This window comes from Variovorax sp. GW458-11-26-14-LB1 (assembly GCF_059423965.1).
Map to the genome: position 1 here is coordinate 29,804 of NZ_JBWKYW010000036.1, position 15,632 is coordinate 45,435.

Here is a 15,632-nt window from a genome sequence, read left to right on the forward strand (position 1 = left end):
CGGCTCCGGGTGGGTTGGAAAAAGCGGGGACCGGTATTGTCGCGGCTTGACGGGCCGGATGCCGGTCACTACATTACTAACCCGTCAGTCATTAACACCATGGCCTCCCCCCGCTCCCTCGTCGACAAGTTCTGCCCGCTGCCTTCCAAGCGCGAGCGGCGCAAGGAGGCGCGTCCGGGCGAACTGCTGGCGGCGGCGCTCGACCTGTTCGTCGAAAAGGGCTTTGCCGCCACCCGCTCGGAAGAAGTGGCGGCCCGCGCCGGCGTGTCCAAGGGCACCCTCTTTCTTTACTTTCCGAGCAAGGAAGAGCTGTTCAAGGCCGTGGTGATCGAAAACCTCGGCGGCCGTTTCACAGAGTGGAACGCCGAATTCGAGGCTTTCGAGGGCACGACGGCCGAGATGCTGCGCTACTGCATGAACGTCTGGTGGGAGCGCGTCGGCCTGACCAAGGCCTCGGGCCTGACCAAGCTGATGATGAGCGAAGGCGGCAATTTTCCCGAGTTGGCGGAGTTCTACCGCGAGCAGGTGGTGCGCCCGGGCCACGAACTGCTGCGCCGCATCCTGCAGCGGGGCATCGACCGCGGCGAGTTCGTGCAAATGGACATCGACCACGCCATCTATTCGGTGGTCGCCCCCATGGTGTTCCTCATGCTCTGGAAGCATTCGGCCATGGTCTGCGTCGACGGCGTGAGCACGCTCGACCCCGAAAAATTCATCGCCACCCAGTGCGAAACCGTGCTTCACGGCCTGTGCGTGCGCCCCGGGAGCCCCGCATGACGGCCATCGGATGGCCGACTGGCGCGGTGGCGTCATCGACGCGACCTAAAATTGAAGGTTTGTCCCGTCCAGAGCCTTCAAGGAAAGCCACGCCATGAACCCCACGCCCACCCTCGAGCGCTTGCGCTTCAACATGATCGAACAGCAGATCCGTCCCTGGGACGTGCTGGAGTCGGACATCCTCGAGCTGCTGGCCGAGATTCACCGTGAAGACTACGTGCCCGACGCGCACCGCACGCTGTCCTTCTTCGACATGGAACTGCCGCTGCTCGACGGCTCAGTGCCCGGCGAATTCATGCTGTCGCCCAAGGTCGAGGCCCGCACCCTGCAGGACCTGCACATCCAGAAGCACGAATCGGTGCTCGAGATCGGCACCGGCTCCGGCTTCATGGCCGCCCTGCTCGGCGCCCGCGCCGCCCAGGTGCTGTCGCTCGAGATCAACCCCGTGCTGGCCGCCCGCGCCGCCGAGACGCTGCGCAGCAACGGCGTGACGAACGTCGAAGTGCGCCACGCCGACGGCGCCGTGCCCCTGGCCAGCGGCCCGAGCTTCGACGTGATCGTGCTCAGCGGCTCGGTCGCACGCATTCCGCAGAACCTGCTCGGTTCGCTCAAGGTCGGCGGCCGCCTGTCGGCCATCGTCGGCGACGAGCCCATGATGCGCGCCCATTTCGTGACCCGCACCAGCGAAAGCAAGTGGGAGACGATCCAGCCCTGGGACACCGTGGCGCCGCGCCTGCTGAACTTCCCCGAGCCCTCGCGCTTCGCGTTCTGATCGAGCGGCCCACCGAATGATCGATCAAGTCCGCCCCGCCGACCTGGCCGCCTGGTTCGCACAGGACGCCGACGCCGCCCCCGTGCTGCTCGACGTGCGCGAGCCCTGGGAGCTGCAGACGGCGAGCGTCGCGCCGCAGGGCTTCACGCTGGTCGCGATCCCGATGAACGAGATCCCCGGCCGGCTGGCCGAACTCGCCGCCGGCGACGGACAGCCCGCGCTGCGCATCGCCTGCCTGTGCCACCACGGCGCCCGCAGCCAGCGCGTGGCCGCTTTTCTGCACCAGAACGGCTTTGACTCGCTCGCCAACGTGGCGGGGGGCATCGACGCCTGGTCCGCGCAGCACGACCCGAACGTGCCGCGCTACTGATTCTTTCCCTCCCAAGGACGTTCAATGCCTCCCAGGCCCCGGCTTCTGCCACTTTCCGCAGCCCTCGCAAGCGCCATTGCGAGCCTGCTCGCACTGCCGGCCCAGGGCCAGACACTGAACGAACTCTACGATTCCGCGCGCGGCTTCGACGCCACCTACCAGGGCGCGCGGGCCCAGTACGAGGCCAACCTGGCGCGCGCCGCGCAGGCCAAGGCCGGCATCCTGCCGGCCGTCGGGCTCACCGCGGGCGTGAACCGCAGCAACCTGGACATCGACACCCTGACCGGCACCGGCCGCGGCAGCAGCGCCTCGCGCGACTTCACCACGCAGAACGTCGGCATCAACGCCACGCAGCCGCTGTACCGCCCCGCCAACTGGGCCACCTACGAGCAGGGCAAGCGCCAGGCCGAGGTGGCGCAGGCGGTGCTCACCATCGCCGAGCAGGACCTGATCGTGCGCGTGAGCCAGGCCTACTTCGACGTGCTCGCCAGCCAGGACAGCCTGGCCCTGGTGCGCGCGCAGAAGGTGGCCGTGGCCGAGCAGCTGGCCTCGGCCAAGCGCAACTTCGAGGTCGGCACCTCCACCATCACCGACTCGCGCGAGGCCCAGGCCCGCTACGACCTCGTGATTGCGCAGGAGATCGCCGCCGAGAACGACCTGCAGGTCAAGAAGGTGGTGCTCGACCAGCTGGTCGGCCGCCCGGGCAGCGTGCCCGTGCCGCTCGCCGCGCCGGTCGTGCTGCCGACCGCGCAGCCCGCCGACATCAACGCCTGGGTGGCGCAGGCCGACGAGGTGCATCCGGCGATCCGCCAGGCTCGCCTGGGCCTGGACGTGGCCGGGCTCGAGGTGCAGAAGGCGCAGGCCGGCCACAAGCCCACGCTGGACGCCAACCTGGGCTACAACGTCACGCGCAACCCGACCGGCACCAGCACCAGCACCGTGGGCACGCGCGTCAACGCCGCCACGGTCGGCGTCACGTTCAACCTGCCGCTGTTCGCAGGCTTTGCCACCGAGAACCGCATCAAGGAAACGCTGGCCCTCGAAGACCAGTCGCGCAGCGTGCTCGAGGGCACGCGCCGCAGCGTGGCGCAGGCCACGCGCGCGGCCTACCTCGGGCTGGTGTCGGGCGCCGGCCAGGTGAAGGCGCTCGAAGCGGCCGAATCCTCCAGCCAGAGCGCACTCGACGCCAACAAGCTGGGTTACCAGGTGGGCGTGCGCATCAACATCGACGTGCTCAACTCGCAGAGCCAGCTGTTCCAAACCAAGCGCGACCTCGCGCAGGCGCGCTACAACGTGCTGCTGGGCAACCTGAAGCTGCGCCAGGCCAACGGCACGCTGACCACCGACGACATGAACGCGATCAACGCGACGCTGGCACGCAATGGCAGCACGCCTGCAGTGCCTGCCGCGACGACGGGCGCACCCGTGGTGCCCGTGACGCCGCCGGCCATTCCGGTGGTGCCGCCGGTGCCGGTGCAGCCGTTCAACCCGCCCGCGCCGACGATGCCATCGGCACCGCCGCCGCCGGTGATCCTGAACCCGCCGGTGCGCTGACCCGGCAACGGGTCACCCAACCAATCTCAATCCAGCGTGGGTTCGGCCCGCGCCGCTTCGGGCGGCGCGCTGTCGTCGCCGGCCACCGGTGTCGTCACCGGCTCCGCCGCCTGCGCAATCGCCAGCACCGCCGCCGCCGTGCGCTCGGCCGCGCCACGGTTCGACGACGAAAACGCCAGCGCAGCCTGCGCCATCGCAGCGCGGCGCTCCGGGTTCTCGACCAGCTTGAGCGCGGCCGTCACGGCCTGCTCCATGCCCTCAACGCGCAGCGACGCGCCCGCCGCGAGCGACAGCTGCGCCGCCTCGGCAAAGTTGAAGGTCGAGGGGCCCATGACCACCGGGCAGCCGCAGGCCGCCGGTTCGATGAGGTTCTGCCCGCCCAGCGGCTCGAAGCTGCCACCGAGCAAAGCCACGTCGGCCAAGCCGTAGTACAGCGCCATCTCGCCCAGCGAATCGCCGAGCCAGATCTCGGCCTCGGCCGGCTGGCCGGCCGCGCTGCGGCGTGCCACCGCGAAGCCTTCGGCCTCGATGAGCGCCGCCACTTCGTCGAAACGCTGCGGATGGCGCGGCACGATCATCCATTGCACGTCGTGCACGCGCTTGGCGATCGATCGGATCGCGCCCTGCTCGGGCGGCACCGGCGAGGTGGCGCCGAAGCGCTTGAGCACCTCCAGCAGCAGCCGTTCCTCGCCGTCGCGCGAGCTGGCCAGCACGACCATCGGCCGCGGCAGGTGCTCGCGCAGCGACACGGCCGTGGCCAGTTGCCGCGCGTCGGGCGTGGCGTCGAACTTGAGGTTGCCGTAGATCCCGGCCACCTTGGCGCCCAGCGACACCAGCCGGTGCGCGTCGGCCTCGGTCTGCGCCCAGACGGCGGCGAGCGCCGAGTACGCCGGCCGCGCCAGCCCGCTGAGCCGTTCGGCCGCGGCGCGCGATTTCTCGTTGAGCCGCGCATTGGCCAGCACCAGCGGAATGCGGCGCTCGGCGCAGGCGGCGGCCATCTCGGGCCAGACCTCGGTTTCCATCAGCACGCCGATGCGCGGCTGGAAGCGGTCGAGAAAGCGGGCGACGGCGCCCGGCGTGTCCCACGGCTGCCAGACCTGCGTGTCGCCGGGCTCGAGCAGCTTGGCGCCCTCTTCGCGGCCCGTGGCGGTGCCGTGCGTGAGCAGGATCGGAATGCCCGGGTACTGGCGCCGCAGCTCGACGATCAGGATGGCGGCGGCGCGCGTCTCGCCCAGCGAGACGGCATGCACCCAGCACTGGGCAAAGCCGGTGGTGGCGTCGTCGTAGTGGCCGAAGCGCTCTTCGACAGCCACGGCATAGCCGGGCTCTGCGATCGCGCGGCGCCGCAGCTTGCGGCGGACCAGCGGTTGGACGGCGGTGGTGAAGACGCCGTAAAGGCGAAGCAGCAGGGAACGCACAGGTTCTTCAGTGGGCAGCAGCGGCCAGCGTGGCGTCGGGCTTGACCGTTCGCAGCACCGCAAGCATCTCGGTCTCGATGCGTTGGAGCGCCGCCTCGGTCTGGCCTTCGAAGCGCAGCACCAGCACGGGGGTGGTATTGGAAGCGCGGATCAGCCCGAATCCATCGGGCCAGTCCACGCGCAGGCCGTCGATGGTCGAGACCTGGGCGGGCGCGTCGAAGCGCGCGTTCTGCACGAGCCGGGCGACCAGTGCGTGCGGCTCGCCTTCGGCGCAGGCGACGTTCAGTTCGGGGGTCGAGAAGCTGGTGGGCAGCGCATTCAGCACGGCGTTCGCGTCCGGGTGCTTGCTCAGGATCTCGAGCAGGCGGCAGCCGGCGTACGTGCCGTCGTCGAAGCCGTACCAGCGCTCCTTGAAGAAGATGTGGCCGCTCATCTCGCCGCCCAGCGGCGAATCGATTTCCTTCATCTTCGCCTTGATGAGCGAGTGGCCGGTCTTGTAGATCATCGGCGTGCCGCCCGCGGCCTCGATGGCCGGCGCCAGGCGCTGCGAGCACTTCACGTCGTAGACGATGGTGCCGCCGGGCACGCGCGAGAGCACGTCCTGCGCAAAGAGCTGCATCTGGCGGTCGGGGAAGATGTTCTGGCCGTCCTTCGTGACGATGCCCAGGCGGTCGCCGTCGCCGTCGAAAGCCAGGCCCAGCTCGGCCTGGCCTTTGGCCAGTTCGGCCATCAGGTCCCGGAGGTTGTCGGGCTTGCTCGGATCGGGGTGGTGGTTGGGGAAGTTGCCGTCGACCTCGCTGAACAGCTCGACCACGTCGCAGCCGATGGCGCGGAAGATGGCCGGCGCGGTTGCGCCCGCGATGCCGTTGCCCGAATCGACCACGATCTTCATGGGGCGTGCGAGCTTGATGTCGCCCACGATGCGCTGCACGTAGGCGTCGGTCACGTCGACCTTGCGCACGCTGCCGCCGGGCGCCAGCGTGGCGCTGCCGTCTTCCATGGTCTTGCGCAGGCCCTGGATCTCGTCGCCGTAGATCGCGCGGCCGGCCAGCACCATCTTGAAGCCGTTGTAGTCCTTCGGGTTGTGGCTGCCCGTGACCTGGATGCCGCTCGTGCACAGCGTGTGGGCCGCGAAGTACAGCATCGGGGTCGTGACCGCGCCGATGTCGATCACCTCGACGCCGGTGGCGACCAGGCCGTCGATCAGCGCGTCCACCAGCGCCGGGCCCGACAGGCGGCCGTCGCGGCCCACGGCCACCGCGGTCTCGCCGGCTGCGCGGGCCGCGCTGCCGAAGGCACGGCCCAGCGCCTCGGCCACTTCGACATCGAGACTGAGGGGCACGACGCCACGGATGTCATAGGCCTTGAAGATCGATGCGCTGAGCTGCATGAAGGGCGGGGTCACTGTTGGTTCGGAGTCGGGCATTGTAGGCAACGCGTTGTAGACATCGATGTCCGAAAACGGCCAGTTGAAACGAGTCGAAACCGTATCATTTCCCCATGTCTACCGCCCACGCCCCCTCCGAAGTGCTCGAGAGCGACGCCTGCTACCTGGCGATGAAGACGCACGACGCGCGCTTCGACGGCTCGTTCTTCACGGCCGTGACCTCCACCGGCATCTACTGCCGGCCGGTGTGCCGCGTGAAGCTGCCGCGGCGCGAGAACTGCCGCTTCTTCCGCCACGCGGCCCAGGCCGAGGCCGCAGGCTTTCGACCCTGCCTGCGCTGCCGGCCCGAACTGGCGCCGCGCGCAGCCAGCTGGTCGACCGAAGATGCCTCGCGCATCCTCGCGCTGCAGGCGGCGCGCTTGATCGACGAGCCCGATGCCTGGTCGGAAGAAGGCCCCGGCGCGGCGCAGATCGCGGCCCGCCTGGGCGTGAGCGACCGCCACCTGCGGCGCATCTTCGAGGCGCAGTTCGGCGTGTCGCCGCTGCAGTACCTGCAGACGCGCCGCCTGCTGGCGGCCAAGCAGCTCATCGCCGACACGCGCCTGCCGATGACGCAGGTGGCGCTGGCCAGTGGCTTCGCGAGCGTGCGGCGCTTCAATGCGGCCTTCGTGGAGCACTACGGGCTCAACCCGAGCGCACTGCGCCGCGCGGGCGGCGCCGAAGGCGGTGAAGGCAAGGCCATCGAGGTGCGGCTGGGCTTTCGCCCGCCCTACGACGCGAACGCCATGCTCGGCTTCTTCGCGCGGCGCGCGCTGCGCGGCGTGGAGACCGTGCACACCGCCGACGGCAAGGAGCCCGCCAAGGGCAGCACGCCCACCTACGTGCGGCTGGCGCGCACCCTGCGCGTGCAGCACGGTGGGCAGGCACATGCCGGCTGGCTGCAGCTGCGCTTCGACCTCGAACGCGAGCAGGTGCTGCTGGCCGTGAGCGATTCGCTGGCCGCGGTGCTGCCGATCGTCATCAGCCGTGCACGCGCCTTGTTCGACCTCGACGCGGAGCCGATGGCCATCAACGCAGCCCTGCACGCCGCCTTCCCGCACGGCGACGGGCTGCGCGTGCCGGGCACGGTCGACGGCTTCGAGCTCGCGGTGCGCGCGGTGCTGGGCCAGCAGATCACCGTGGCCGCGGCGCGCACGCTGGGCTCGCGGCTGGTCGAGGCCTTCGGCGACGCGATCGACACGCCCATCGACGGCCTGAGCCGCCTCTTCCCCACGCCCACCGCGCTGGCAGCGGCCAGCGGCGACGCGCTCGGGCAGCTGGGCATCGTGCGCCAGCGGCAGGCCGCGCTGCAGGCCATCGCGCGCGAAGTGGCTTCGGGCCGGCTGGCGCTGCATGCGGGCGCCGACGTGCCCTCCACCCTGGCGGCGCTGCAGGAACTGCCCGGCATCGGCGCCTGGACCGCGCAGTACATCGCGATGCGCGCGCTGCGCTGGCCCGACGCCTTTCCCGCCGGCGACGTGGCCCTGCAGAAGGCGCTGGGCGTGACCACCGCGCGTGCCGCGGGCGAGGCCTCGCAGGCCTGGCGCCCCTGGCGCAGCTACGCGGTGCTGCGGGCCTGGCACACGCCGCCCGCGCCCTCCGAACCGGCATCGGCCGTAGCGCCGACCGCCACTTCTTCCGACCTCGCAACGGCAGGCCCCGTGCCTGAAAGACCATGAAATTCAAGCGCACCGTCATCTACACCTCGCACACCGACACGCCGCTGGGCGGCGTCACGATGGCCGCCACCGACCAGGGCCTGGCCGGCGTCTGGTTCGACCACCAGCGCCACTGGCCCGACACCACGGGCTGGCAGACCAAGGACGACCACCCCGCGCTGGTCGAGGCCACCGCGCAGCTGCGCGACTACTTCGCGGGCCGCCGCAGCCATTTCGACATGCAGCTCGACCTGTCGCACGGCACCGCCTTCCAGCAGGGCGTGTGGCAGGCGCTGCTCGCCATCCCGGCCGGCGAGACCACGACCTACGGCGCGCTGAGCCAGCGCGTGGGCAACCCGGCCGCGGTGCGCGCGGTGGGCGCGGCGGTCGGGCGCAACCCGATCAGCGTGATCGTGCCCTGCCACCGCGTGCTGGGTGCAGACGGCTCGCTGACCGGTTACGCTGGCGGGCTCGAGCGCAAGACGGCCTTGCTCGAACTCGAGACCGGCAAGTAAGACAGAAGAAAACACCGCCCATGGCGCGTGGCGACATCCTCTGGATGGCGCCACGCGCCATTTCCCAAAGAGACGCATGACCACAACGAACAACAACAGCACCGTCGCCCCCTCGCCTTCGCCCGCCCCCACCGCGCTCGCGCCCAAGGCGTGGCTCATCGATCTCGTGCTGCTGGGCGCGCTGTGGGGCGCCTCTTTTCTGTTCATGCGCATCGGCGCGGCGGAGTTCGGCGCGCTGCCCACGGCCGCCGTGCGCGTCGTCATCGCGGCGCTGTTCCTGCTGCCGATCGCGCTGCTGCGCGGCCAGGGGCCGTCGATCGCCAAGCACTGGAAGGCCAGCCTCACGGTCGGCATCTTCAACTCGGGCATGCCCTTCGCGCTGTTCTGCTTTGCGCTGCTGACCATCAACACCGGCCTGGCGGCGGTGCTCAACGCCACCACGCCGATGTTCGGCGCGCTGGTGGCCTGGGCCTGGTTCCGCGAGCGGCCGAACGGCTCGCGCCTCGTCGGCCTGGTGATCGGCTTCGCGGGCGTCGCGATGCTCGCCAGCCGCAGCGCCGGCCTGCATGCCGGCGCCAGCAACCACGCCGCGCTGTGGGCCGTGCTGGCCTGCCTGGCGGCGTGCCTCTGCTACGGCATCTCGGCCAGCGCCACGCGGCGCCACCTGTCGGGCGTGCCCGCGCTGACCACGGCCACCGGCAGCCAGATCGGCGCCAGCCTGTTCCTCGCGCTGCCCGCGATCTGGCTCTGGCCCGCGCAGATGCCCAGCCTGCGCGCATGGCTGGCGCTGCTGGCCCTGGGCATCGCCTGCACGGGCGTGGCCTACATCCTGTTCTTCCGGCTCATCGAGCGCGCCGGCCCGGCCCGTGCGCTCACCGTGACCTTCCTCGTGCCGGTGTTCGCGCTGTTCTACGGCGCCGTGTTCCTGGGCGAGCAGATCACGCAGTGGATGCTGATCTGCGCCTTCGTGATCGTGTGCGGCGTGGCGCTGTCGACCGGCATCGTCAAGCTGCCGTCGCTGCGCAAGGCTGCGGGCTGAGTTTTCTTCAGACCACGCCAGCCACCACGTTCACCGACAGGGCCAGCACGAGCATGTTGAAGGCGAAGGCGAGCACGCTGTGGACCAGCGTGATGCGCCGCATCTCGTGCGAGGTGGCCTGCACGTCCGACACCTGCGAGGTCATGCCGATCACGTAGGCGTAGTACATGAAGTCGAAGTAGTCGGGCGCTTCCTTGCCCGGAAAGTCGAGCCCGCCGTCGGAGGCGCTGTCCTTGCGGTCGATGTAGTAGCGGTGCGCGTAGTGGAAGGCGTAGATCGTGTGCATCATCAGCCACGAGCCCGCCAGCGCCACCAGCCCGAGCGCCACATGGGCGCCGCGCGCCCAGCCGCTGAGCTGGCGCACCTGCTGCAGCAGCATCGCGATGGCGACCACGCTCACGCCCACCGCCACCAGCATCGACACCAGGATCACGACGTTGGGCTGGTCCAGCTGCTGCGCGCGCTCGCGCGTGCGCTGGGCGTCGAAGGTCTCGGCCAGCCACCAGCTGAGCACCTGGTACACGGCCACGCCCGCGCACCAGCCGGCCAGCGCGCGCGCCGTGAGGCCCATCGGCCAGGGCACGAGCGCCACAGCGACGGCCGCCGCGGCCCCGTAGAGAAGACGTTGGGGACCGGTGGTGGTGGAAAGGTGTTCACGCATGGGCGGACTGTAGCGCCGCGGCATGCATCGGCGCGCGATCGGCAATTTCCTACAGGCACATCGGCCAACGGCGCATGCGCGGCGCGGTGCCGCGTCACTAAGGTGATGCGGTTTCAGGGAGCCTCAGCCCGGAGGCATCGCGCCATGCACATGCCCGAGGCATCTTTCACCCGAAGGATTTCTTTCATGCTGTTGCTTCGTTCGCGTCCGTTCGACCGGACTGCGAGATTCGGCGCCCTGGCCGGAACCGGCGCCCTCTGCCTTCTGTGCTTCGCGCCCTTTGCTGCGGCCGAGCCCTCGCCGGCGCTGGACCGTTTCAGCTTCTCGGTGGGGGCCTTCAGTGCCGACCCCAAGTTCAGTGCCTCGGTCGAAACCCCCTACGGCGTGCTGCGCTCGAACGAGCTCAAGCCTGGCCGCGTGACCATGCCGCGCATCTCGGCCGACGTGCTGATCGGCGACAGCCAGGGCCTGTCTTTCGACTACTACCGCTACAAGCGCGACTACGAAGGGCAGGTGGCGGGCAACACCTCGTTCGGCAGCTTCGGCTCGCTGAGCGCCATCGGCAACGCGAACCTCTCGGCCCAGCTCGACTTCGCCAAGCTGGCCTACAAGTGGTGGCTCGGCTCGGGCAACACCGTCTTCGGGCTGGGCGCCGGCGCGGCCTACTACCGCGCGACGCTCGGTGCCAGCGCGCTGGTCGGCGTGAACGGACAGGTGCGCTCGGTCAGCGAGCGCTCGAGCGACAACGCCATCGCACCCCTGCTCGAGGTCGGCGTGCGCCACGCGATCACGCCCGACCTTCGGTTGTTCGCCGACGCCTCCGGCGTGTGGAAGAGCAGCGGCCGCTTCCACGGCAACATCTACAACGCCGCAGCCGGCGTGGAGTGGTTTCCGGTGAAGAACGTGGGCCTGGTGCTGTCGTATGGCGTGACCAACATCGACCTCACGCGCGAGGGCGGCTTCGCCGATTCGCGCCTCAAGGTGCGGCTGCAGGGGCCTTCGGCCTTCCTCAAGGCCCGCTTCTGACGCGGCCCCGGCGGGCGGCCGGCGCCGCATAGCCACTCTTCGCAAGACCGGCAGGCGGTGCCGGTCTTAGTCTGCGCTCCGATCGAACACCCCCAACGACCGGAGACACGCCCCCATGCCCGCCGCCCGCACCGAGCCCACGCCCTCCTCCTTCCAACGCATCGCCCGCATCGCGCTGGGCGACGTGATCCACCGCAGCGCGCGGCGCTTCGGTGCGCGCACCGCGCTCATCGAAGGCGAGCACCGCATGAGCTACAGCGAGCTCGACGCCGCATCGAACCGTTTCGCGCACCACCTGCTGGGCCTGGGCCTCGCCAGCGGCGAGCGCGTGGCCATGCTGTGCAACAACTCGATCGAGATGGTGGTCGCGCTGCTGGGCATCCAGAAGGCCGGTCTCGTGTGGGTGCCGATCAACACGGCGCTGGCGGTCGATGCCATCGGCTACATCCTCGAACACGCCGAAACGCGGCACCTGGTGATCGACACCGCGCTGCACGCGCGCCCCGAACTGCGCCAGCTGCTGGACACGGCCGGTGTCTCGCCGCTGCTGTGCGTGCTCGACGGCGACACGCCGCCGCCCGGCGTGCCCACCGTGGCGCAGGCCATCGCGCAGGGCCCCGCCACGCTGCCCGACGTGGCCATCGACACCAACCAGCTCGCGCTCATCATGTACACCAGCGGCACCACCGGCCGGCAGAAGGGCGTGATGCATTCGCACGCCTCGGTGCACTCGGTGCTCCAGAGCAACATGCTCGAATGGGGCGGCGGCCCGGCGCACCACGACGTGTGGAGCAACGTGCTGCCGCTCTTTCACTGCGGGCAGCACACGGTGCTGATGTCGGCGCTCGCGGTGGGCGGCACGAACGTCATCCTGCGCGGCTTCGACCCCGGCGCGATGCTCGCCGCCATCGAGCGCCACAGGATCACCGTGACGGTCGGGCTGCCCATGATGTACGGCGCGCTGCTGGCCCACCCGCAGCGCGAATCGCGCGACCTGTCGAGCCTGCGGCTGTGCGTGTATGCGATGGCGCCGATGTCGCGCACGCTGCTGCTGCGCCTGCTCGATGCGCTGTGCCCGAACTTCGCGCTGGCCTCGGGGCAGACCGAGATGTACCCCGGCGCCACCATCTTCGAGACGCACCAGCAGCGCGAGCGCTTCGGCTCGTACTGGGGCGTCGGCACGCTGGTGAACGAGGTCGCCGTGATGGGCGACGAGGGCGAGCTGCTCGCGCCGAACCAGGTCGGCGAGATCGTCTTTCGCGGACCGAACGTGATGCTCGGCTACTACAAGGACCCGCAGGCCACGGCGCATGCGCAGCGCTTCGGCTGGCACCACTCGGGCGACCTGGGCAAGCTGGACGACGACGGGCAGCTGATCTTTCTCGACCGGCTCAAGGACATGGTCAAGTCGGGCGGCGAGAACGTGCCCTCGCTCAAGGTCGAGGAAGTGCTGCTGCGCCACCCGGGCGTGCTCAACGCGGCGGTGGTCGGCCTGCCGCACGAGCGCTGGGGCGAGGCCATCACGGCCTTCGTCACGCGCCGGCCCGATGCGCCGGCCGAGTTCTCGGAAGCCACGCTCACGGCGCACTGCAAGGAGCACCTCGGCGGCTTCGAGGTGCCCAAGGACATCGTCTTCGTGCCCGCGCTGCCGATGACCTCGACGGGCAAGATCCAGAAGTTCGAGCTGCGCCAGGCGCACCAGGGGCACTACCAGCGCGACTGAACCCGCATCAGGGCGACTGCAGTTTCTGCAGCAGCGACGCCCGCACTTCCTTCTTGAGCACCTTGCCGACCTTGGAGCGCGGCAGGTCGGCCCACACCTCGACCTGCTTGGGCGCCTTCACGCTGCCGATGCGCGACTTGACGAAAGTCTTGATCGCCTCGGCATCGACGCTGCGGCCCGCATGCAGCTGCAGCACGGCCACCACGCGCTCGCCCCACTTCTCGTCGGGCAGGCCGACGACGGCGCTGTCCTGCACGTCGGGGTGCTGCATCAGCACCTGCTCCACCTCGGCGGAGTAGACGTTGAAGCCGCCCGAAATGATCATGTCCTTGGCGCGATCGACGATGAACAGGAAGCCGTCGCCGTCGAGGTAGCCGATGTCGCCCGTGTGGTGCCAGCCGTGGCGCGAGGCCTCCTGCGTGGCCTTCGGGTCCTTGTAATAGCCGCGCATCACGAGCGAGCCGCGCACCACGATCTCGCCGCTCTCGCCCGTGGGCAGCAAAGCGCCCTCGCCGTTCATGATGCCGACCTGCACCAGCGGCCCGGGCCGTCCCGCCGAGGCCAGGCGCTGGCGCGCCACGGAGCCGTCGGCATTGAAGTGATCGCGCGGCGGCATCATCGAGACCATCATCGGCGCCTCGGTCTGGCCGAAGAGCTGGGCCATGACGGGGCCGATCTTGTCGAGCGCCTCTTCGAGCCGCGCGGCCGACATGGGCGCGGCGCCGTACCAGAAGCACTGCAGCGAATCGCGCTTCGTCTGCGCCAGGTCCGGGTGCTGCAGCAGCATGTAGATCAGCGTCGGCGGCAGGAAGGTGTGGGTGACGCGCCGGCGCTCGATGAGCGAAAGGAACTCGCTCAGGTCGGGCTTGGGCATGATGACCACGCGCCCGCCCAGCGCCATCACCGGCAGGCACAGCACGCCGGCCGCATGCGTGAGCGGCGCGAGCGCCAGGTACACGGGCCGGCCCTCGAACGGGTAGCCCATGAGGGTCAGCGCCGACATGGCCTCCAGGTTGCCGCCCGAGAGCATCACGCCCTTGGGCTGGCCGGTGGTGCCGCCGGTGCCGGCGATCATGGCCACGTCGTCGGGCGGTGCGATGTCGATCGGCGCATCGTCCAGCCCGTCGAGCCATTCGTCCATGGCAGGCGCGAAGGCCTGCCGCTGGTCGAGGCACACCAGCGCCTTCAGTTTCGGCAGCTGCGCGCGCATCTGCTCGACCATGGGTGCGTAGTTGCTGTGGAACACGAGGCACGCGCAATCGAAGGCATCGAGCACGAAGGCGTTCTCGCTGGCTTCGTTGCGCGGGTTGATCGGGCACCACACGCCACCGGCGCGCGAGATGCCGAACACCGTGGCGAAGGCCAAGGCGTCGTTGCTCGAGAGCACCGCCACCTTGTCCCCGGGCTGGATGCCCGCGCGCTGCAGGCCGCGTGCCACGCGCCAGCTGATGCGTTGCACCTGGCCGTAGCTCAGGTCGGCGTCGCCCATGGTGAGGCACGGCGAATCGGCGCCCTGCTGGGCGCCTTTGTCGAGGTAGTCGACGAGGCGCATGCGCGTCAGCCCATCCGCGTGAGCACGGGTTCCTGCACCAGCCCGAAGCTGCGCAGCGCCCCCAGCAGCTCGCGGTGCCCGAAGGCCTGGCAGCCCGAGGCAAAGCCCGCGCGGCGCGGCGCCTGCTGCAGCAGCGAGGCCGCGGCATAGGCCTGCAGCAGGCCGGTCTGCTTGTAGTTGCAGTTGCCGAAGATCACGCAATGCGCGCGCCCCAGCGGACCGGAGGCATGCACCGAATCGACGGACTTGTTGATGCGCGGGTTCTCGCGCGGCGGCATGGTGTTCATCACGCCCGCGGCCGTCTGGGCCAGCGCGGCATAGCGGTCTTCGTCGTTCATGCCTTCGGTGGCCTTGAGCGCGGCGGCCACGATCTGCGGCACGCCCAGCATCAGCGGCTTGTTGAAGACGCCGCCGAGCACCTTCACGTTGGCCACGCGCGGATCGCGCTTGAACCACACCGGGTGCGAGGTGCCGCCCCAGGGCAATGCCAGCGCGGCTTCGTGCTGGCCGGGAATCGACAGGTGGTACAGGCCCGCGTCGGGTTGCCACTCGACGTACTGGTTCTGCTCCAGGTAGAAGGCCTTGGACGTGGCCGCGTTCACCAGGATGGTCTGCGTCGACGCGATGGTCGGGCTGCCACCCCAGAACACGGCGATGTCGAGCGTGTCCAGGCCGGGCGTTTCCAGGCACAGCTGCGCCGCGATTTCGCCGGTGGTGTACATCTGCGCCAGGCCGGGCGACAGCAGCAGGCCGGCCGCCGCGAACTTGGCGCCGTATTTCTGGTCGAGCGTGATGAGCCAGTCCTGCTCGCCGGTGGTGTCGGTGTAGTGGCAGCCGGCGGCCAGGCAGGCATCGACCACCTCGGGACCGAACTTGGCGAACGGCCCCACCGTGTTGAGCACCACCGAGGCGCCGGTGAAGAGCTCGGTGAGCGCTTCGACCGTGTGCGCGACCTCGACCACTTCGTAGTCCGCGGTCTCGATGCCGGGCACGTTCGACTTCATCGCGGCCTCGAGCTTCTCTGCGCTGCGGCCCGCGGCGATGAAGGGGATGTGGTACTCGCGCAGGTACTCGCAGACCAGGCGCCCGGTGTAGCCGGAGGCGCCGTAGACGATGACGGGTTTCTTCTTGCTGCTCATTG

General features: G+C 69.8%; 14 protein-coding genes. 9 read left to right on the forward strand and 5 right to left on the reverse strand.

All coding sequences use genetic code 11. The features are described from left to right. The first annotated feature begins 99 nt into the window (after positions 1-99). The 4 genes from AC07YS_RS21740 to AC07YS_RS21755 all read left to right on the forward strand — a co-directional run bounded on the left by AC07YS_RS21740 (position 100) and on the right by AC07YS_RS21755 (position 3,473). The gene (locus AC07YS_RS21740; RefSeq protein WP_487848212.1) at positions 100-777 is read left to right on the forward strand and encodes a TetR/AcrR family transcriptional regulator; all 678 of its coding nucleotides are present in this window, start codon (positions 100-102) and stop codon (positions 775-777) included. Positions 778-871: 94 nt separating this feature from the next. Beyond that, positions 872-1,549 carry a protein-L-isoaspartate O-methyltransferase family protein gene (locus tag AC07YS_RS21745; protein WP_062469799.1) on the forward strand — a complete coding sequence of 226 codons (678 nt, stop codon included), beginning with the start codon at positions 872-874 and terminating at the stop codon, positions 1,547-1,549. A 16-nt stretch (positions 1,550-1,565) separates the two neighbouring features. Then, positions 1,566-1,919 carry a rhodanese-like domain-containing protein gene (locus AC07YS_RS21750; RefSeq protein ID WP_495269062.1) on the forward strand — a complete coding sequence of 118 codons (354 nt, stop codon included), beginning with the start codon at positions 1,566-1,568 and terminating at the stop codon, positions 1,917-1,919. A 24-nt stretch (positions 1,920-1,943) separates the two neighbouring features. Continuing rightward, positions 1,944-3,473 carry a TolC family outer membrane protein gene (locus AC07YS_RS21755; protein WP_062469804.1) on the forward strand — a complete coding sequence of 510 codons (1,530 nt, stop codon included), beginning with the start codon at positions 1,944-1,946 and terminating at the stop codon, positions 3,471-3,473. 26 nt (positions 3,474-3,499) lie between these two features. Here AC07YS_RS21755 and AC07YS_RS21760 read toward each other — a convergent pair whose 3' ends face one another. Beyond that, on the reverse strand, positions 3,500-4,891 hold the full coding sequence (locus AC07YS_RS21760) for a 3-deoxy-D-manno-octulosonic acid transferase (protein ID WP_495269063.1): 1,392 nt from the start codon (positions 4,889-4,891) through the stop codon (positions 3,500-3,502). Positions 4,892-4,898: 7 nt separating this feature from the next. Beyond that, positions 4,899-6,281: a phosphomannomutase/phosphoglucomutase gene (locus AC07YS_RS21765; RefSeq protein ID WP_095746279.1), complete on the reverse strand. Its 1,383-nt coding sequence runs from the start codon at positions 6,279-6,281 to the stop codon at positions 4,899-4,901. Positions 6,282-6,391: 110 nt separating this feature from the next. On the opposite strand from AC07YS_RS21765, the gene AC07YS_RS21770 reads away from it, so the two are divergent. The 3 genes from AC07YS_RS21770 to AC07YS_RS21780 all read left to right on the forward strand — a co-directional run bounded on the left by AC07YS_RS21770 (position 6,392) and on the right by AC07YS_RS21780 (position 9,529). Beyond that, a complete protein-coding gene (locus AC07YS_RS21770; protein WP_495269064.1) occupies positions 6,392-7,996 on the forward strand; it encodes a DNA-3-methyladenine glycosylase 2 family protein in 1,605 nt (534 codons plus the stop codon). Further along, entirely contained in the window at positions 7,993-8,490 is a 498-nt protein-coding gene (locus AC07YS_RS21775) for a methylated-DNA--[protein]-cysteine S-methyltransferase (RefSeq protein ID WP_495269065.1), read from the forward strand. Before AC07YS_RS21770 ends, AC07YS_RS21775 begins: the two co-directional genes overlap by 4 nt. Before the next feature lie 76 nt (positions 8,491-8,566). Continuing rightward, positions 8,567-9,529 (forward strand): DMT family transporter, encoded by a 963-nt coding sequence (locus tag AC07YS_RS21780; RefSeq protein ID WP_495269066.1) that lies wholly within the window; start codon positions 8,567-8,569, stop codon positions 9,527-9,529. A 7-nt stretch (positions 9,530-9,536) separates the two neighbouring features. Here AC07YS_RS21780 and AC07YS_RS21785 read toward each other — a convergent pair whose 3' ends face one another. Further along, positions 9,537-10,190 (reverse strand): DUF1345 domain-containing protein, encoded by a 654-nt coding sequence (locus AC07YS_RS21785; RefSeq protein ID WP_070062606.1) that lies wholly within the window; start codon positions 10,188-10,190, stop codon positions 9,537-9,539. Between the two features lie 186 nt (positions 10,191-10,376). On the opposite strand from AC07YS_RS21785, the gene AC07YS_RS21790 reads away from it, so the two are divergent. Both AC07YS_RS21790 and AC07YS_RS21795 read left to right on the forward strand, forming a co-directional pair. Then, positions 10,377-11,216 (forward strand): hypothetical protein, encoded by an 840-nt coding sequence (locus tag AC07YS_RS21790; protein WP_492741700.1) that lies wholly within the window; start codon positions 10,377-10,379, stop codon positions 11,214-11,216. A 115-nt stretch (positions 11,217-11,331) separates the two neighbouring features. Continuing rightward, complete coding sequence (locus AC07YS_RS21795) at positions 11,332-12,939, forward strand: class I adenylate-forming enzyme family protein (protein ID WP_495269067.1); 1,608 nt, start codon at positions 11,332-11,334, stop codon at positions 12,937-12,939. A gap of 7 nt (positions 12,940-12,946) precedes the next feature. Here the strand turns inward: AC07YS_RS21795 and AC07YS_RS21800 are convergent, their stop codons facing one another. Beyond that, positions 12,947-14,491: an acyl-CoA synthetase gene (locus AC07YS_RS21800; RefSeq protein WP_495269068.1), complete on the reverse strand. Its 1,545-nt coding sequence runs from the start codon at positions 14,489-14,491 to the stop codon at positions 12,947-12,949. Between the two features lie 5 nt (positions 14,492-14,496). Further along, on the reverse strand, positions 14,497-15,630 hold the full coding sequence (locus tag AC07YS_RS21805; protein WP_062469831.1) for a DUF5938 domain-containing protein: 1,134 nt from the start codon (positions 15,628-15,630) through the stop codon (positions 14,497-14,499). Positions 15,631-15,632 lie beyond the last annotated feature (2 nt).